This window comes from Arthrobacter sp. 01T419 (assembly GCF_056398865.1).
Genome location: NZ_JBFTQF010000001.1, coordinates 362,865 through 380,737, shown reverse-complemented (window position 1 = coordinate 380,737; position 17,873 = coordinate 362,865). Strand labels below are relative to the sequence as shown.

Below are 17,873 nucleotides of genomic sequence, written 5' to 3'. Positions count from 1 at the left end.
CTTTGGAGATCTAGTCTTTGGAGATCTAGTCCTTTGGGATGAGGCAGCTCCGGAAGGACGGTCCGGAGTTCCCCCTCAGGGACGACCCCCGGGAGCCTCGCCGGGACTAGGCTGGCTGCATGAGTGTCCAGCTTCCCGATTCCTCTCCCACTGTCCCGGTGCCTGCACTTGCGCTTCGTGGACTGGCCAAACGCTTCGGCGGAAAGATTGCCGTCGACGGCATCAGCCTGGACGTGCCCGCTGGCTCGTTCTACGGGGTGGTCGGGCCCAACGGCGCGGGCAAGACGACCACGTTGTCCATGGCAACAGGGCTTCTGAGGCCGGATTTTGGTACTGCCTTCATTCACGGCGTCGACGTATGGGCGAAGCCCCTGCAAGCCAAGAAGCTGATGGGGATATTGCCTGACGGTGTGAGGCTCTTCGACAGATTGACCGGCGAACAGTTGGTCACGTATGCCGGCTTGCTTCGTGGGATGGACAGGGAAGTCGTCGCACAGAGGGTTGGCGAACTGCTTGAGGCATTGGATCTCAGCGGCGACGCGGGCACCCTCGTGGTGGACTATTCCGCAGGCATGACAAAGAAAATTGCGTTGGCCTCGGCGCTCATCCATGCGCCAAGGCTCTTGGTGCTTGACGAGCCCTTTGAATCGGTGGATCCGATTTCAGCAGCCAACATCAGGGGAATCCTGGACAATTATGTGTCCTCTGGAGGAACCGTCATCGTCTCAAGCCACGTCATGGACCTGGTTCAGCGCATGTGCGACCACGTGGCCGTGGTAGCGGCGGGCAGGGTCCTGGCTGCCGGAACCGTGGATGAAGTCCGCGGTGGCGCCACGCTTGAGGACCGCTTTGTGCAGTTGGTGGGCGGCGGAAACCGGACGGGGGGCCTGGAATGGTTGCGCACCTTCTGAGCCTGAAGTGGCGGCTCCTGCTGAACGGTTTCCGGCGTAGTCCGGGGCAGATCGTGGGCATTGCGATCGGTGGGCTTTACGCTTTGGGAGTCGTGGCGACCCTCATGGTCGTCCTTGTTGCCTTGCGGTGGGCCGACATCGAGACCGCCCACACCGCCGTCGTCCTCGGCGGCGCCGCTGCGACCCTGGGCTGGGCGGTGGTGCCGCTTGTGGCTTCGGCGGCGGACATGACACTTGACCCTTCCCGCTTCACGACGTCGGCGATTCCCATGCGCCAACTGCTGGCTGGCCTTGCACTCGCCGGTTTCATCGGGCTTCCGGGCTTGTCCACCCTGGCGGTGGCGTTGTTCACGGCGGCAACGTGGTGGCGCAGTGTGCCTGCCGTGGCCGGTGCCCTGGTGGGCGCCGTGCTGGGCGTACTCAGCTGTGTGGTGCTGTCGAAAGTGGTGACGACCGCGACAGCCAGCCTTGCTGCCTCCCGTCGCTTCAAGGATGCGAGCAGCATCGTGGTCTTTGTGCCGCTTGTGCTGATGGGGCCGATTGTGGCTGGCGTAGTAGGGGGAGTGTCCAGTTCCACCGGCTATCTCCCCGAACTCGCCCGGACGGTCTCTTGGACTCCGCTCGGAGCGCCGTGGGCTCTTGGCGGGGATCTGGCGTCGGGAAACGTCGGGGCCGCTCTCCTTAAGGCGCTCATCTCTTTAGCCACTCTCCTCGCGTTGTTTGCATGTTGGAATGCACTGCTCAGGCGGGCGCTGGTCACTCCGCCATACTCCGGCGGATCAGGAAAACGTGGCGGAAAACTTGGCTTGTTCGGACTTCTGCCGGCAACCCCTACCGGTGCTGTGGCGGCACGCTCACTGACCTACTGGCACCGTGATCCGCGCTATGCAGCCGCGCTGATTGTGGTGCCCTTGTTGCCCGTGATCTTCCTGTTCCAGTCCGGGCAGTCCGGAGGCTACTCCATGCTGATGATCCTCGGGCCCCTCACTGCTTTTGTCCTCTCCTGGTCCATTGCCGCCGATGTTTCCTACGACAACACCGCGTTTGCCCTGCATCTGGCCACCGGGGTTCGCGGCATCCACGACCGGCTTGGCCGGGCCCTCGCTTGCCTGGCGTTCGCGCTCCCCGTAGTCCTGATCTTCGCTGTCGGGCCCTTTTTCCTGACGGCAGATTGGGGCTGGCTGCCCGGTATTCTTGGGCTTTCCTTGGGCGTGCTGCTGACGGGACTGGGCTTGTCATCCATCGTCTCGGCGCGGTACACATCAAGCGTGCCGTTGCCCGGTGACAGCCCGTTCAAGAAGCCGCCGGGCAACGTTGCCCAGACGCTGGCCGTCCAGTTCGGAGGAATGGCGGTCCTGTTTGTCCTGCTCCTTCCGGAACTCACCCTCGTGGTTGTCCAGTCCGTCACGGGCGATCCGTCATGGGGGTGGATCAATTTGGCAATCGGCACGCTTCTTGGGGCTGTTCTCTTCGCGACGGGGGTCCGGATCGGCGGTCGATGGCTTGATCGGCGCGGGCCGGAGCTCTTCGCTCAGCTCAGCATCAACCGTTGATTACTTTGAACAACAATGACAAGATATGGGACATGGGATAACCTGAACGTCGAACCAGTCGATCCGGGAATCTCAGCTAGAAAGGTCGTGGACCATGGAAGTTGTCATCCTTCCGGGAAGCAAGCAGATCGGGGCGCTTGCCGCCGATGCCATCGAGTCGCTGCTTCGTCGAAAGCCGAACGCTGTCCTTGGCCTGGCCACCGGATCGTCCCCGCTCCCTGTCTACGACGAGCTTGCGCGCCGCTACCAGGAAAGGGGCCTCGACTTCAGCCAGGCACACGCCTTTGCCTTGGACGAATACGTAGGGCTCGGGCCTGGGCATCCGGAATCGTACCGTGAAGTCATCCGCCGCGAATTCACGGACAGGGTCAACATCGACCCCGCCAATGTCCACAGTCCGGACGGTACCGCAGCGGACCTTCCTGCGGCCTGCCAGGCGTATGAGGACTCCATGCGGGCACTCGGCGGCGTTGACCTGCAGATTCTCGGCGTGGGGACCGACGGCCACATCGGGTTCAACGAGCCCGGCTCGTCGCTCGCCTCGCGGACCCGGATCAAGACGCTGATCGAGCAGACTCGCAAGGACAACGCCCGCTTTTTCAAGAGCATCGACGACGTCCCGCACCACGTGGTCACGCAGGGGCTAGGAACCATCATGGATGCCCGGCATGTTGTCCTGATTGCTACAGGCGCGCAGAAAGCCCAGTCCGTCCGGGACTTTGTGGAGGGCCCCGTCGCAGCCATCTGTGCTGCATCGGTGCTGCAGATGCACCAGCACGCCACCATCCTGATTGATGAAGCGGCCGCTTCCTCGCTCAAGCTTGCCGACTACTACCGCCACACTTACGACAACAAGCCGAAGTGGCAGAGCATCTGATCGCCGTGCATCCGGCGCGGAAGCTACAGCGGCTAAGATGGATGGCATGACGACGCTGCCTCCGGACCCATTCGAAAACGATCCCATGCGCGAGCTTTCCGGAGCCGGAACTTCCACTGCAACCATTGAGCGCGAGGAAGTGCGCCAGGAAGTGGAGCCCGGTGACCGGGAACGTTTTTCCCACTATGTCCGCAAGGAAAAGATCATGGAGTCCGCCATCACAGGCGAGCCCGTGATTGCGCTGTGCGGCAAAGTATGGACTCCCGGCAGGGACCCGCAGAAGTTCCCGATCTGCCCGGAATGCAAAGAAATCTACGATGGACTCCGCCCTGGTAACGACGGCGGAGACAAGGGCAGCGGCCCCGGCGGCTCCAAGTAGCTAAGTCCCAGCAGTAAGCAATCCCTAGTAATTGGATATTTCCTAGTAGCAGGCGGGGGAGTGCCTTCTCCTGCCTGCTTGCTGCCCTGCGTGATCCGGCGGATCCGGAAAAGATTGGTGTTTTTGTGGTTATTTGGGTTTCGCTGGCTGCAGCGGCCTTGCTTGGAATCGTCGCCGCCTCGCGCAGCGGCCTGCATCGAGCTGCGCTTGGTGGCGAGTCGGGCAGATTGAATGCCGCGAGTCAGGCTGGCACCAAGCAGGTGGAATCTGCGTGACTGAAACACTCTTCGGCGGCCCGGCGCTGCCGCCTGCGTATCCGGAACGCGCAGCCTGGGGAACCGCCCCGAAACTGCGCGCCTGGCAGCAGGAAGCCCTGGACCTGTATCTGAACACCAACCCGCGCGATTTCCTCGCAGTGGCAACCCCGGGCGCTGGTAAGACCACTTTCGCTCTGCGGATCGCTTCGACGCTCATTGACAACGGAACCGTCAACCGCGTGACGATCGTGGCTCCCACAGACCACTTGAAGCGCCAGTGGGCTGACGCCGCTGCCAGGGTGGGCATTGCCATTGACCCGAACTTCAAGAATTCCGACGGCCAGCACGGAAGGGGCTTTGTGGGCGTCGCGGTGACCTATGCGCAAGTGGCCAGTAAGCCGATGCTCCATCGCGCCAAGACCGAGGCCGCCCGCACGCTGGTCATTCTGGACGAAATCCACCACGGCGGAGAGGCATTGTCCTGGGGTGACGGATTGCGGGAAGCCTTCGATCCCGCGGCGAGGCGCCTGGCCCTCACGGGTACGCCGTTCCGCTCCGATACTTCGCCCATTCCTTTCGTCGAATATGCCGAAGACCGCGACGGCATCCGCCGCTCGAAGGCGGACTACACCTACGGCTACGGCAACGCCTTGCGGGACCATGTCGTGCGCCCCGTGTTGTTCATGGCGTATTCGGGCCAGATGCGATGGCGTACGAGCGCCGGCGACGAAATGGCGGCCTCCCTCGGCGAAGCCGCCGTGACTAAGGACATCACCTCCCAAGCCTGGCGGACGGCGCTGAACGCTACTGGCGAATGGATCCCAGCGGTTCTTGCGGCCGCCGACAAGCGCCTCAGCGAGGTGCGCCGTACCGTGCCCGACGCCGGTGGCTTGGTGATTGCAACGGACCACGACGACGCCCGCGCGTACGCCGGCCAGCTCAAGAAGATCACGGGTCAGTCGCCCACGGTGATTTTGTCGGACGATTCCAAGGCTTCGCACAAGATCGAGGAGTTCACCGCCAGCGACAAGCGCTGGATGGTTGCCGTCCGCATGGTGTCTGAAGGCGTCGACGTCCCGCGGCTTTCGGTCGGCGTCTACGCGACGTCAACGTCCACGCCGCTGTTCTTCGCCCAAGCGGTGGGCCGCTTCGTTCGTGCACGCAAACGAGGTGAAACCGCATCGGTGTTCTTGCCCTCCGTGCCGCCCCTCATGGCCCTCGCCAACTCCATGGAGGCCGAGCGGGACCATGCCCTGGATCGGCCCGAGAAGGAGGATCCGGATGGTCTCTTCAACCCCGAAGAGAACTTGATGGCCGAGGCCAACCGCGAGGAGAAAGCTTCGGACTCCCTGGAAAAGGGCAAATTCGAAGCCCTCGATTCCCAGGCGTCCTTTGACCGGGTGCTGTTCGACGGCGGCGAGTTCGGTACGGGAGCAGACATCGGTTCCGAGGACGAGCTTGATTTCCTCGGAATTCCCGGCTTGCTCGACGCCGAACAGGTGGGCACTTTGCTCCGGCAGCGGCAGCACGATCAGCAGTCGCGGAAGAAGCGCCAATCGCCGTTGGCTGCTGCCGCGTCACCTGCGGTGCCGGACCACCGCATGCTGATGGATCTGCGCAACGAGCTTGCCAAGAACGTGGCGGCTTGGTCTGCCAGGACAGGCACCCCGCACGGCGTCGTCCACAACAAGTTGCGCGAGGTGTGCGGCGGGCCGGCCGTCGCGCAGGCGAACGAAGAGCAATTGCAGTCGCGGCTGCGCAAGCTTCAGGATTGGTTCATCGGGCGAAAGTAGAACCGCTTGGCTGCCCAGGCGGACTCGGGGCTGTGGGTTCTGAGCGTGCTCCGGCGGTTCAGCCCTCGCTGAGCTCGACGCCGTTCTCTTCCAGCTCTGCGTAGGTCTCGCCTAGATCTTCCGCGATTCCAGCGGTGAGTTCTCCGATTACCGTCACGGAGTAGCCAGCCTGGACGGCGTCCAAAGCGGTGGCCTTGACGCAATAGTCCGTGGCTATTCCCACCACCACCACTTCTTCCACCCCGTGGCTCTGCAGCCAGTCATCGAGGCCTAGTGCATCTTCGTCCAGCTCGACGGAGGGGGCGGCGCCGGGTGCGAGCTCGCCCGTGGGCACTTCGTCTTCGGGTGCCAGGACTCCCTCGAACCCCGAGTAGGCCGCGGTGTACTGGCCCTTGCGGAAGTATGCCTGGATGTACTCGGCATCCAGGTCCGGGTGGAGCTCGGCGCCTCTGCTGCCGGCACGGCAATGCGGGGGCCAACTGTCCACGAGGTCCGGCGTGTCCGAAAAATGGCTTCCGGGATCCACATGCCAGTCCTGCGTGGCCACGATGTGGTCGAAGTGCTGGTGATTGGAGTCAAGATATTCGCTGATGGCGGCTGCCGTAGCGGCGCCACCTTCCACAGCGAGCGACCCGCCCTCGCAGAAGTCGTTCTGGACGTCGACGATGATCAGGGCACGGGACATTCAGTCCTCCTCGTAGACGGTGGGGATTGCCGGTTCGCCGCGCTGCAGCCTCCGGACTACTGGCGGGAGTTCAGCCATGGTGGCAGTATGGCGGTCCTGGGCCCGGACCACGCCTTCGTGTCCTGTCCACCCGGGGAGCAGCTCGCCGTTCTTGACGAACTGCTGGAGCAGCGGGCGATCGTTCCCGTCGTCTTCCGGCCGGTGTCCGATGCCCACAATCTCCTGGGTTGCGATGCCGTGTTGGTCAAGCTTGCGGAGGGCGTACTTGCGGCCGCCCACGCTGGCCTTGTTTTTGGCTACCTTTGCGACGGAAACGAATTCGCCGGCATCGTTGGTCCGGCTGACCAGCTTGTAGACCATGCTGGCCGTCGGCGCGCCCGATCCGGTGACCAGGGAGGTGCCTACGCCGTACACATCCACCGGGGCCGATTGCAGTGCGGCGATGGCGTATTCATCGAGGTCTGAGGTGACCACGATCCTGGTGTTGACGTTGCCGAGATTGTCCAGAAGTTCGCGAACCCATTGTGCCTGGGCAACCAGGTCTCCGGAATCGAGACGGACCGCTCCGAGCTTGTCACCTGCGAGTTCGACGGCGGTTCGAACCCCGGTCTCGACGTCGTAGGTGTCTACCAGGAGCGTTGTTCCTGGTCCGAAGGCGGAGATCTGCGCTTCGAAGGCCTCGCGCTCGGTATCGTGCAGGAGCGTGAACGAGTGGGCCGCCGTGCCCACGGTTTTGATGCCGTAGCGGCGGCCGGCCTCAAGATTGGAGGTGCTGCCAAAACCGGCGATGACCGCGGCGCGCGCAGCCGCCGTCGCCGATTCCTCTTGGGTGCGCCGAGAGCCCATCTCGATGCAGGGCCGGTTCCCGGCGGCGCTGGTCATGCGGGAGGCAGCCGAAGCTATGGCGGTGTCGTGGTTGAGCACGGACAGGATGTAGGTTTCCAGGATGCACGCTTCGGCGAACGTGGATTCGACGATCAGGATGGGGGAGCCGGGAAAGTATGCTTCGCCCTCCGGATAGCCCCAGATGTCCCCGGAGAACCGGTAGTCGGCGAGGAAGTCCAGGGTTTGCCTGTCCACCACTTCGTGCCGGTCCAGGAAGGCGAGCTCGGCGTCGCCGAAACGGAAGTCCTTAATTCCCTCGAGCAGCCGGCCGGTGCCGGCGACGATGCCGTAGCGGCGGCCATCTGGCAAGCGGCGGGCGAAGGCTTCGAAGACCGAGCGCCGGTGCGCCGCCCCGGAATGGAGGGCAGCTTCCAGCATTGTCAGCTCATAGTGATCGGTGTACAACGACGTGCGGGGGTGGTCCCAGGCGACGGATCTACTCACGAATTCACTCTAGTCCCCACCGGCTCCCAGGTCTCGCTCCGCTCGACCCGGGCCCCTCGCCGGCGTGGGCCCACCCACCGGCTCCCAGGTCTCGCTCCGGCGTGGCCCATCGATCGCCTTAGAATGGACAGATGACCACTACCGTTGCCCCCGGCACTGCAGCCGTCACAGACGCAGGCCTCAAGGGAGAGGAACGGACGGACACCGCGGAGCAGCAGTCCACCGACCTCCTCAGCGCTGCTGACATCCCCTGGAACCTGGTGATCTGGAACGATCCCGTTAACCTCATGAGCTATGTGAGCTATGTCTTCCAGAGCTACTTCGGCTATTCCGAGGCCAAGTCCAACAAACTCATGCTCGAAGTCCACAGGAAGGGCCGTTCAATCGTGGCCTACGGTGGCAAGGAACAAGTGGAGCAGCATGCGGTTGCCATGCACGGCTACGGTTTGTGGGCAACGGTTGAAAAGGCAAGCGGTAGCGGCGACGGCCGGGGACGCAAGGGCGGCGCACGTGGCTAAGGCTTTCAAATACGGACTCAAAGGCATCACAGGCTACCTTGAGCCCGCCGAGCGCGAACTCCTGCGTGGGCTTCTGGATGATGTCATCTCCATGCTGGAACCGGAGCTTTCCCGCGATGAAGACCCGCTGACTGCCCTGATCGGCCTGGACATGAACGTCAAGGAACCGTCCGATCGCGCCTTGCTGAGGTTGCTGCCAAACGTCATGAAGAACGACGACGCCGCGTCCCTCGAGTTCCGCCAGCTCACCGAGCGCTCGCTGCGGGAAGGAAAAATCGGTGCGCTTCGGGCCGCCGCGATGGGCCTGGACCGCAACGAACTCGTGCTCACGCCCGAGGAGGCGAAGCTCTGGTCCATGGCGCTCAACGACGTCCGCCTGGTGCTGGCCGAGCGCCTCGATATCCGCGATGAGGCCGATGCGGACCATGTCCACGCCATGCAGGACTGGTCCCAAGCCGAAGACGTTGAGAGCTATCTGGCGCTCGTATACAACTTCACCACGTGGCTCCAGGAATCGCTGGTGCAGGCCATGATGGCATCGATGGACCGGAAAACCTGAGATGGATTTAGAGGTGCCAGCGGCCTTCCGTGTGACAAAACAGACACGAGGCCCCCGCCACAAGTCATGGCTGCGACACATGCAGTGGCTTATTCTCTAAGAATCATGAACTCAGCATCGGATACGGAATCGGGTGGGGAGAGCGCCGCATCGGCGCCGGCATCCCAGCGCAAGCCCGAAACACTGAACACCAACGCAGTCAACACTTTGCTGGGATCGCGCCCCATAGGTGTCTTCGATTCGGGAGTCGGCGGACTCACCGTGGCACGGTCCATCATCGACCAACTGCCGAATGAGTCCATCATCTATGTGGGGGACACTGCCAACGGACCGTACGGGCCCCTTCCAATCGCCGAAGTCCGGGCGAATGCCCTCGGCGTCATGGACGAGCTGGTGGACTCAGGCGTCAAGCTGCTGACGATCGCCTGCAACTCAGCTTCGGCCGCAGTTTTGCGCGATGCCCGGGAACGGTACACGGCCCGCTATGGGATTCCAGTCATCGAGGTCATCCAACCCGCGGTCCGCCGGGCCGTGTCCGCTACGCGATCTGGCCGGATCGGAGTGATCGGGACATCGGCCACGGTGGGTTCCCGGGCTTACGAGGACACTTTTGCCGCCGCCCCGGACCTAAATATCACCTCGGTGGCCTGTCCGGAATTCGTGAGCTTCGTGGAAGCCGGCATCACCACCGGTCCTGAGCTCCTCGCCGCAGCCCACGAGTACCTGGAACCGCTCAGGGATGCCGATGTGGACACCGTGGTGTTGGGTTGCACGCACTATCCGCTGCTCACGGGAGTGATCTCCTACGTCATGGGGGAGGCCGTCACCCTTGTATCCAGCGCCGAGGAGACCGCCAAAGACGTGTATCGCGCCCTGGCCACCCACGGGATCCAACGGACCGACGCCGGCCTGCCCCGGCACGACTTCATGGCGACCGGCGACGCTGTCCAGTTCGAAACCCTGGCGCGCCGCTTCCTCGGACCGGAGGTCCTGTCCGTGCGCCACGTGGACCATGTGGCCGCGCAGTACCCGACAGGAAGCCTCGCGCGCATCACCCCGGAAATGCTGGAGGCCGCCCGCGCGGGAGGGCACCATGCGAGGACCTCCAACTTCGTTGACCCTGCAGGCTTCACAGTGAATGAATTCGGCGCGGCCCGCGGGGGCCGCATCCAGTGAAACTGACCATTGTTGGCTGCACAGGTTCCTTTCCCGGGCCGGGTTCTCCGGCATCGTGCTACCTACTGACTGCGCACGACGGCGAACGCCAGTGGAAGATCGTCATGGACCTCGGCAGTGGTGCCCTCGGGGCCATCCAGCGGTACACGGACCTCGAGGACATCGACGCCATCTTCCTAACCCATTTGCACCCGGACCACTGCATGGACCTGTGCGGACTGCACGTGGCCGTCCGGTGGAAGCCAGGCGGTTGGGGACGGGACAGGATCCCCGTCTGGGGGCCCGCCGCGACGGCGGACCGCATGGCCACCGCCTACGGGCTGGAACTGGTCCCCGGAATGCACGAGGAATTCGACTTCAGCAACTGGAACGAACGCCAATCCGTGCAGCTTGGACCGTTCACCGTGACGCCGTACGCCGTGAACCACCCGGTGGAAGAGGCCTACGCCTTACGCGTGGAGGTCACAGAGCCGGACAAAGAAGGAAGTCCTGTCACCAGGATTCTGACGTACTCGGGGGACACCGACTCGTGCCAGGGCCTTGAGGATGCCGCCCGTAACGCGGACCTCTTCCTGTGCGAGGCAGCCTTCGAAGAAGGACGCGACGACGACATCAAGGATGTGCATCTGACCGGCAAGCGCGCGGGACAAGCAGCCACGGCCGCCGGAGCTCGACGCCTCCTCCTGACCCACATCCCCGTGTGGACATCGCAGACCAAGGTCATGGCAGAGGCGCGGCCCGAGTTCGCCGGCGATGTCGCCGTCGCGGTTGCCGGGGTTCACTACACCGTCTGAACCCGCAGTCCGACTGCGCAGTCCAGCGGAGGCTGGGGGATCGCTAAGCTTGCACTATGACTTCCGAAGCCACATCTGTCCCTGTCATCCGTGCCGACGGCCGCACGCCTGATCAGCTCCGTCCCATCAGCATCACCCGCGGCTGGTCGAAGCAAGCCGAAGGCTCTGCCCTGATCGAATTCGGCAATACCCGGGTGCTGTGCACGGCTTCCCTGACCGAGGGCGTTCCCCGCTGGCTCAAGGGGGAGGGCCGTGGCTGGGTCACGGCCGAATACGCTATGCTGCCGCGAGCCACGAACACCCGTTCCGACCGCGAGTCGGTCAAGGGAAGGATCGGCGGACGCACGCACGAGATTTCGCGCCTGATCGGCCGCTCGTTGCGTTCCATCATCGATACCAAGGCCCTCGGCGAGAACACGATCGTGCTCGACTGTGACGTCCTGCAGGCCGACGGTGGCACCCGCACGGCAGCGATCACCGGAGCATACGTGGCCCTTGCCGAAGCGATCCGCTTCGCACGGGAGAACAAGATGATCGCCAAGAACGCGCAGCCCCTGATCGACACCATTGCTGCCGTTTCCGTGGGGATCATTGATGGTATCCCCATGCTGGACTTGCCCTACGTCGAGGACGTGCGCGCCGAAACCGACATGAACGTGGTGGTCACGGGCTCGGGCAAGTTTGTGGAGGTCCAGGGCACCGCCGAAGGGGCCCCCTTCGACCGCGATGAACTGAATGCTTTGCTGGACCTTGCCCTCCTTGGCACGGGCGAGCTGGCCGCGATCCAGCGCGAGACCCTGGCCGAGGCCCCGTGAGCGAGGCAGTGACCGCAGCGGCGCCGCGGCTGGTTCTCGCCACCCACAATAAAGGCAAATTGCGGGAGCTCAGGGAGCTCCTGAGGGGGCAAGTGCCAGGACTCGACGTCGATACGCAAGTGATTGATGCGGCTGCGGCTGGAGCCCCCGATGTTGCCGAGACCGGAGTAACCTTTGCCGAGAACTCCCTGCTCAAGGCGCGGGCCGTGGCTGAAGCCACGGGACTCGTGGCGATTGCCGATGATTCGGGGCTAGCCGTGGACGTGTTGGGCGGAGCCCCAGGCATCTTCTCGGCCCGGTGGTCCGGCCGGCACGGTGACGACGCCGCCAATCTCCAGCTTCTGCTGGCGCAATTATCCGATGTCCCCGACGCACACCGTGGAGCGGCGTTTGTTTGCGCTGCGGCGCTCGCTGTACCGGACGCCGTCGGCGGCGACGGGCGGGAGGTGGTCGAATACGGCCAGCTGGAAGGCACTCTCCTGCGTGAACCCCGCGGTGGGGGCGGATTCGGTTATGACCCCGTGCTGCAGCCCCAGGGTTTGGACCGCAGCTGCGCCGAGCTGAGTTCCGAGGAGAAGAACGCCATCAGCCATCGCGGCAAGGCGTTCCGGGCGCTGCTTCCAGCCATCGTGGACGCTTTGCGCTAGCGTACGAGTTAACGAGAGAGGCACCCCGCTAGCGAACTGCGGGGTGCCTTCTTCTTTAGCCAGTGGGCTTAGCGCTCGCCGTGCTTTCCGGCTTCGCGTCCGTCGACGAACTCTTCGGCGGGGTTCGCGCTGCGGTCAGTGGCCTTGCGCTTGGCCAGCAAGCCGCGGATGACCTCGACGGCCACGGGGACCACCGAGATAAGGACGATGACCACGAAGATAATGTCGAGGTTGTCCCGGACCCACGGAACTTTATCGCCGAGCAGGTAGCCGAGGAGCGTGACGCCGCCGCCCCAGAGCACGGCCCCGATGACGTTGAAAATGAAGAACTTGCGCTTGTCCATTTGAGCGACGCCGACGATCACCGGGACGAAGGTGCGGATGATAGGTACGAAGCGGGCCAGGATCAGGGCCTTACCACCGTGCTTCTCGAAGAAGGCGTGGGCGCTCTCGACGTTTTCGCGCTTGAACAACTTGGAGTCTGGCTTGTTGAAGATCGCCGGACCGGCCTTGGATCCAATGAGGTAGCCACTCTGGTTGCCGATGATTGCCGAGACGATGATCAGGGCGGCAAGTGCCCAGATATTGAACTTGATGGTATCCGTGGCGACGAGCAGTCCTGCGGTGAAGAGCATCGAGTCGCCAGGCAGGAAGAACCCGACCAGAAGTCCCGTCTCTGCGAACACGATGCCGCACACGAGCAGGACCACCCAAGGCGCCAAGGCGGGGTCGGCCAGGAAGATCTGGGGGTTCAGCCAGTCGGGGAGGAGCGCGGACATGTGCGGCTGCACCGGTCCTGCGCCCCCCAAAGTGGATACGGCAAAGTCGTTCATCGCAGAAAGGGTCACTCTTCAAGGGTACGGGACGACCGCCGTCGGGCCTTTGCCGCAACCGCCGGGGGTGTCTGCTAGACACTGCCACTGGCAGTCCGGAGTACGTAGCGTGGTGGATGTGGACAGAAGAGACGAAATCCGTGAATTCCTCATCTCGCGTCGGGCGAAGATCAGCCCGGAACAGGCCGGCATCCCCACATACGGGGACCTCCGCCGAGTGCCGGGCCTGCGCCGTGAGGAAGTGGCGCATCTCGCCGGAGTGAGCGCGGACTACTACACCCGTCTGGAACGCGGCAGTGTCCGCGGCGTCTCGGACGCTGTGCTCGAGGCCGTGTCATCGGCCCTTCAGTTGGACGAGGCCGAGCGGGCACACCTGATGGACCTGGCGCGAGCGGCCAATTCACCGTCTCGCCAGGGCCCGCGCCGGCCACCGCAGCAACGGGTCCGTCCGGGGGTCCTGCGTCTGCTGGACGGGATGACCGGAGCGGTCGCCATCGTCCAGAACGGACGTTCGGACGTGCTGGCCGCAAACGTGTTGGGCAGGGCGCTGTACGCGCCTGTATTCAACTCAGCCGCACAGTTCGACTCCGTCTCGTCGCCGGCTTCGGACACGTCGGCCCGGCTGCCGAACCAGGCGCGCTACCTCTTCCTCGATCCGGGCGCGGGTGACTTCTACCCTGACTGGCGCGCGATCGCGGCGACAACCGTCGCGATGCTGCGCCTGGAGGCGGGGCGGAACCCCGATGACCGGGCGTTGAACGAGCTGGTCGGGGAGCTGACCACGCGCAGCGGGCTGTTCGCCGCACTGTGGGCCGGGCACGACGTGCGGATCCACACCACGGGAACCAAGCGCTTCCACCACCCTGTCGCCGGGGACCTGTCCTTGCAGTTCGAGACGCTGGACCTTCCCGGCGATGAGGGTCAGACCTTGTTCACCTTTACTGCGGAGCCCGCCTCCGCGTCCGAAAACGCGCTGGCGTTCCTCGCCAGCTGGGCGGCAACGCCTCCCGAAACAACCACCGCCGGCGATCCAGCCGGTGGAATCACCGTCCTTGGCGTGCGCTCCCACGCGCGGCCACGAACACCCAACCCAGGAAAGACAGAACTGTGAGTGAGCACAAGAAAAGCCTGTCCGGCAAGAAGGTCTGGTTCATCACCGGAGCGGGCCGCGGTATGGGGACCGACATTGCGAAGGCGGCCCTGGCTGCCGGCCACGCGGTCGTCGCCACCGGCCGCACCCCGGAAAAAGTCGCCCGGGCCGTCGGCGAGAACGAGGACCTGCTGACCGTGAAACTGGATGTCACCGACCCCGCCGCCGCGGAAGCGGCCGTGCAGGCCGCCGTCGCCCGCTTTGGCCGGATCGACGTGCTCGTCAACAACGCCGGCAACTTCTACGCCGGGTTCTTCGAGGAAATCACCCCCGAGGACTTCCGGGCACAAATCGAAACCACCATGTTCGGCCCCATGAACGTCACCCGCGCGGCCCTGCCGGTCCTGCGGGCCCAGCACTCGGGCCTGGTCGTCACGATCTCCTCAACCGCCGGCATCGCAGGCGGGGAGTTCCTGACCGCCTACGCCGCGTCCAAGTTCGGCATCGAGGGCTGGGCGGAATCCCTGGCCCCGGAAATCGCACCCTTCGGGATCCGCACCATGCTCGTCGAACCGGGATTCTTCCGCACGGAGTTGCTTACCCTGGAATCCACGAGCTACGCGGAATCCACTATTGCCGACTACGCCGAACGCACCGAACAGACCGTCACGGCCTGGAAGGGCATGAACGGCCTGCAGGGCGGAGACCCGGCCAAGCTCGCCGACGCCCTGATCCACCTCGCCGAACTGGACGAGCCGCCGCTGCGCTTCGCCGCCGGCGCAGACGCCGTCGGACTCTTCGACTCCCGAGCCAAGGAACTCCAGGACCAAGCCAACGCCCACCGCCAACTCTCCAGCAGCCTCGCCCACGATGACGCTTAGGAACGCCATGACATCGAAACGTCGAGCGCCGGTCGCCGATTGGTGGATCATGCCCACCGGTCGGGCCTGATCATGGTGACGACCAGCGTCTCCAGACGAACGAGTACCCGTTCGTCCTTGCTGCCCCTCGTCGTGCTCAGCCTGTGCGGCTTCACCAGCGTCACCACGGAGCTTCTGCCCTCCGGGCTTTTGACCCGCATCGCCGCGGACCTTGGCACCGGCATTGCCGGGGCCGGTTCCCTGACCTCGGTGTACGCGGCCGCCATCGTCGCTACTGTCCTTCCCCTGACCCGGTTCACGATCCGCGTCCCGCGCCGGGTGCTGTTCGCGGCGATCCTGTGCGTCTTCGCGGCCGCCAACATCCTCGTCGCCCTCAGCCCTGCCCTGCCGATCGCGATCACCGCGCGTGTCCTCGCAGGGGTTGCGCACGGTCTGCTGTGGGCCACCGTGGCCCCTATGGTCGGGAGGATCACCAGCCCGGCACGGGCCCCGCGGGCCATGGCGATCGTCTTTGCCGGCACCAGCCTGGGGCTGGCGGCCGGTACGCCGCTGGGAACCCTGCTCGGCCAGGCACTGGGCTGGCGCACGGCGTTCCTGATCCTGGCCGGTGTGAGCGCGGTGCTCGCAGTGTGCGCCTTCCTCACGATCCCGAAGGTCAGCCCGGACACCCGACGGCCGCTCTCCCTTGCCCGGGCCGCACGCCTGCCCGGAGTCGGACTGATTATCGGCGGCTGGGCTGTCATGCTGTTGGCCCACTTCGCCGTCCTGACCTACATCGCCCCGTTCCTGGAACACGCGGGCCTTGGGGACATCGTCGGCGCCGGGCTTGCCATCCTGGGAATCGCCGGGCTGGCAGGAGTAGTCCTGGCCGGACGCGTGCCCCGGCGTGCCCTGTTCGCAGGGCTGCTGGGCGCGCCGACGCTGATCGTCGCAGGCCTCCTGGGCCTGGGCGTGCTGCCCATGAACCTGGCCACCGCCGTCGTGCTCCTGGGGGTCTGGGGAGCCGGATACGCCGCCGCAGCAGTCTTCGACCAACAAGTCGTCCTCATTGTCGGCCACGAGGCCCCCGACACCGTCACGAGCCTCTCCGTGGTCGCCATCCAGCTCGGCATCGCCCTGGGCGCAGCCTTGGGCGGGCTCACCGTGGAGACCCTCGGCATGGCCTGGATCCCGGTCACCGGAGCCATCTTCGCCGCCGTGTCGGTGGCCCTGCGCATGCGCCTGCGCCACTATCTGCCCCACCACGTCCCTGCGCCCGGTTCGTGAAGAGTGGCGGTCAGGCGTCCGGCTGCTTTCGGTCCCGGGATGTCCTCGGTGGGGAGGGGCCTAGGCAGCGCCGGTGATGGTGGTCCAGATACCGATGGCGCCTGCGACGACCATGATGGCGGTGGTGGACCAGCCGAGGGTAGCGGCGAGTTTTCCGTTGCGGTATTTGCCCATGAGGTCCTTGTCCCGCGCGATCAGCATTGTCACCACGAGGAACGGCGTGGCCGCAATCCCGTTGATGATGGCACTGAGGATCAGCAGTCCTATCGGGTCGGTGGTAAAGAAGGTGATGATGACACCGCCTATGGTTCCGACGCCTAGAAGCACATAAAAGGTCTGCGCCTTACTGGGGCGGCGATCGAAGCCCCACTCTTTTCCCAGCAAGCCGGCCAGCCCCGCGGAGCCAGCGGCGGCCAGCACAGGCACTGCGAGGATCCCGGAACCGATGAAGCCGGCTGCGAACAGGAATTTGGCAGCGGGACCCAACATGGGTTCCAGCGCCTTGGCGGCGTCAGCCGCAGTCTTGACGTCCGAACCGTTCTTTCCCAATGTCGCGGCAGTGGCCGCCATGATGGCGAACATGACCAACACGGAGAAGAACATTCCAGTGAACACATCGGCGCGGGCATTATGAAGCTCATGCTCAGCCGGGCCGGCAGGCCTCTCTTCCAGGCCGACTGCTTGGTCACTTCCATGATTTTCTTCGCGGAGCTCCTCGATCCTGTGCGCGCTTTGCCAGAAGAAAAGATATGGGGAGATGGTGGTGCCCAGGACGGCGACGATCAGTCCGAGGTAATCCGGGCTGAACCGGAACTGGAGGCCAAGGAGCCCCTTCAGGACATCGGTCCAGTCCACATTGGACACGAACAGAACCGCTACGTACGCCAGGAGGGCCATACAGAGCCACTTGAAGGTCTTGGAAATGATGTCGAAGCCGCCAGCCATCAGGGCTATGGCAATCCCGATGCCTGCGACCGCGCTCCAGAGGTGGTCCGGACCAGCGCCGAGCAATTGCATGCCCTGTCCGATCGCCATCAGGTCCGCCGATGCGTTGAGAGTATTGGCTGCGAGGAGGGCGACGATCAGTATTCCGATCATGATCCGCGGCTTGCGGGTGAATTTCCTGCGGGCAAGCTTGCCTAGGCTGTCCCCGGTGGCCAAAGCGGTGCGGTCGCAGATTTCCTGAACAGCCATCATCATTGGCAACGTAGCAGGAGCGGTCCACAACATCCCGTTGGCGAAGGTGGCACCCGCTTGGGCATACGTTGCGATTCCTGATGGGTCGTCATCGGCTGAGCCGGTGACCAAGCCGGGCCCAAGCAAGCCGAAGAATCGCCGGATGGGTGACCGTTTCGATTTCGAAGGGGGCGGATCCTCTTCGGAGCGGCGGTTCGCGTGCGTTGCGGCCGCCCCGGACGGGCGGGGTTCCGGATCAGAAGCCTTGATGGAGTGCATGGTTTTCTCCCGCTCTTCATTGACTAGATGATAAGCATGCTTACTATCCCCAGCT

Annotated in this window: 18 protein-coding genes; 14 read left to right on the top strand and 4 right to left on the bottom strand. The window is 64.4% G+C overall.

What is annotated here, in order from left to right; genetic code table 11:
* The first annotated feature begins 119 nt into the window (after nt 1-119).
* The 5 genes from AC1DLO_RS01840 to AC1DLO_RS01820 all read left to right on the top strand — a co-directional run bounded on the left by AC1DLO_RS01840 (nt 120) and on the right by AC1DLO_RS01820 (nt 5,770).
* On the top strand, nt 120-911 hold the full coding sequence (locus AC1DLO_RS01840) for an ABC transporter ATP-binding protein (protein WP_476888594.1): 792 nt from the start codon (nt 120-122) through the stop codon (nt 909-911).
* Entirely contained in the window at nt 893-2,464 is a 1,572-nt protein-coding gene (locus tag AC1DLO_RS01835; protein ID WP_476888593.1) for an ABC transporter permease family protein, read from the top strand. Before AC1DLO_RS01840 ends, AC1DLO_RS01835 begins: the two co-directional genes overlap by 19 nt.
* Nucleotides 2,465-2,558: 94 nt before the next feature.
* The gene (gene nagB, locus AC1DLO_RS01830; RefSeq protein WP_476888592.1) at nt 2,559-3,341 is read left to right on the top strand and encodes a glucosamine-6-phosphate deaminase; all 783 of its coding nucleotides are present in this window, start codon (nt 2,559-2,561) and stop codon (nt 3,339-3,341) included.
* A 37-nt stretch (nt 3,342-3,378) separates the two neighbouring features.
* Nucleotides 3,379-3,720: a DUF3039 domain-containing protein gene (locus tag AC1DLO_RS01825; RefSeq protein ID WP_184737168.1), complete on the top strand. Its 342-nt coding sequence runs from the start codon at nt 3,379-3,381 to the stop codon at nt 3,718-3,720.
* Nucleotides 3,721-3,991: 271 nt separating this feature from the next.
* On the top strand, nt 3,992-5,770 hold the full coding sequence (locus AC1DLO_RS01820; protein WP_184737170.1) for a DEAD/DEAH box helicase: 1,779 nt from the start codon (nt 3,992-3,994) through the stop codon (nt 5,768-5,770).
* A gap of 58 nt (nt 5,771-5,828) precedes the next feature.
* Here AC1DLO_RS01820 and AC1DLO_RS01815 read toward each other — a convergent pair whose 3' ends face one another.
* Both AC1DLO_RS01815 and AC1DLO_RS01810 read right to left on the bottom strand, forming a co-directional pair.
* Nucleotides 5,829-6,455: an isochorismatase family protein gene (locus AC1DLO_RS01815; RefSeq protein WP_184737172.1), complete on the bottom strand. Its 627-nt coding sequence runs from the start codon at nt 6,453-6,455 to the stop codon at nt 5,829-5,831.
* Complete coding sequence (locus AC1DLO_RS01810; RefSeq protein WP_311770512.1) at nt 6,456-7,784, bottom strand: nicotinate phosphoribosyltransferase; 1,329 nt, start codon at nt 7,782-7,784, stop codon at nt 6,456-6,458.
* A 131-nt stretch (nt 7,785-7,915) separates the two neighbouring features.
* Between AC1DLO_RS01810 and clpS the strand changes: the two genes are divergently transcribed.
* The 6 genes from clpS (at nt 7,916) to rdgB (ending at nt 12,293) form a co-directional block, all read left to right on the top strand.
* A complete protein-coding gene (gene clpS, locus AC1DLO_RS01805; RefSeq protein ID WP_476888591.1) occupies nt 7,916-8,302 on the top strand; it encodes an ATP-dependent Clp protease adapter ClpS in 387 nt (128 codons plus the stop codon).
* On the top strand, nt 8,295-8,861 hold the full coding sequence (locus AC1DLO_RS01800; RefSeq protein ID WP_184737176.1) for a DUF2017 domain-containing protein: 567 nt from the start codon (nt 8,295-8,297) through the stop codon (nt 8,859-8,861). The genes clpS and AC1DLO_RS01800 overlap by 8 nt, the downstream gene beginning before the upstream one ends.
* A 105-nt stretch (nt 8,862-8,966) precedes the next feature.
* On the top strand, nt 8,967-10,037 hold the full coding sequence (gene murI / locus AC1DLO_RS01795; protein ID WP_260404804.1) for a glutamate racemase: 1,071 nt from the start codon (nt 8,967-8,969) through the stop codon (nt 10,035-10,037).
* Complete coding sequence (locus AC1DLO_RS01790; RefSeq protein ID WP_184737180.1) at nt 10,034-10,831, top strand: MBL fold metallo-hydrolase; 798 nt, start codon at nt 10,034-10,036, stop codon at nt 10,829-10,831. Before murI ends, AC1DLO_RS01790 begins: the two co-directional genes overlap by 4 nt.
* Before the next feature lie 56 nt (nt 10,832-10,887).
* Complete coding sequence (gene rph, locus AC1DLO_RS01785; RefSeq protein WP_221451250.1) at nt 10,888-11,646, top strand: ribonuclease PH; 759 nt, start codon at nt 10,888-10,890, stop codon at nt 11,644-11,646.
* A complete protein-coding gene (gene rdgB, locus AC1DLO_RS01780; RefSeq protein WP_395893791.1) occupies nt 11,643-12,293 on the top strand; it encodes an RdgB/HAM1 family non-canonical purine NTP pyrophosphatase in 651 nt (216 codons plus the stop codon). The genes rph and rdgB overlap by 4 nt, the downstream gene beginning before the upstream one ends.
* Before the next feature lie 68 nt (nt 12,294-12,361).
* On the opposite strand, the gene AC1DLO_RS01775 is transcribed toward rdgB, so the two are convergent.
* Entirely contained in the window at nt 12,362-13,126 is a 765-nt protein-coding gene (locus AC1DLO_RS01775; RefSeq protein WP_184737475.1) for a VTT domain-containing protein, read from the bottom strand.
* A 118-nt stretch (nt 13,127-13,244) separates the two neighbouring features.
* Here AC1DLO_RS01775 and AC1DLO_RS01770 point away from each other — a divergent pair, with 118 nt between their 5' ends.
* The 3 genes from AC1DLO_RS01770 to AC1DLO_RS01760 all read left to right on the top strand — a co-directional run bounded on the left by AC1DLO_RS01770 (nt 13,245) and on the right by AC1DLO_RS01760 (nt 16,363).
* Nucleotides 13,245-14,237, top strand: a complete 993-nt coding sequence (locus AC1DLO_RS01770) for a helix-turn-helix transcriptional regulator (protein WP_476888590.1) — start codon at nt 13,245-13,247, stop codon at nt 14,235-14,237.
* Nucleotides 14,234-15,097 carry an SDR family oxidoreductase gene (locus AC1DLO_RS01765; RefSeq protein WP_476888589.1) on the top strand — a complete coding sequence of 288 codons (864 nt, stop codon included), beginning with the start codon at nt 14,234-14,236 and terminating at the stop codon, nt 15,095-15,097. The genes AC1DLO_RS01770 and AC1DLO_RS01765 overlap by 4 nt, the downstream gene beginning before the upstream one ends.
* A gap of 72 nt (nt 15,098-15,169) precedes the next feature.
* A complete protein-coding gene (locus AC1DLO_RS01760; RefSeq protein ID WP_476888588.1) occupies nt 15,170-16,363 on the top strand; it encodes an MFS transporter in 1,194 nt (397 codons plus the stop codon).
* A gap of 60 nt (nt 16,364-16,423) precedes the next feature.
* Here AC1DLO_RS01760 and AC1DLO_RS01755 read toward each other — a convergent pair whose 3' ends face one another.
* Nucleotides 16,424-17,818, bottom strand: coding sequence for an Nramp family divalent metal transporter (locus AC1DLO_RS01755; RefSeq protein ID WP_476888587.1), 1,395 nt, complete (start codon nt 17,816-17,818; stop codon nt 16,424-16,426).
* Nucleotides 17,819-17,873: the final 55 nt, after the last annotated feature.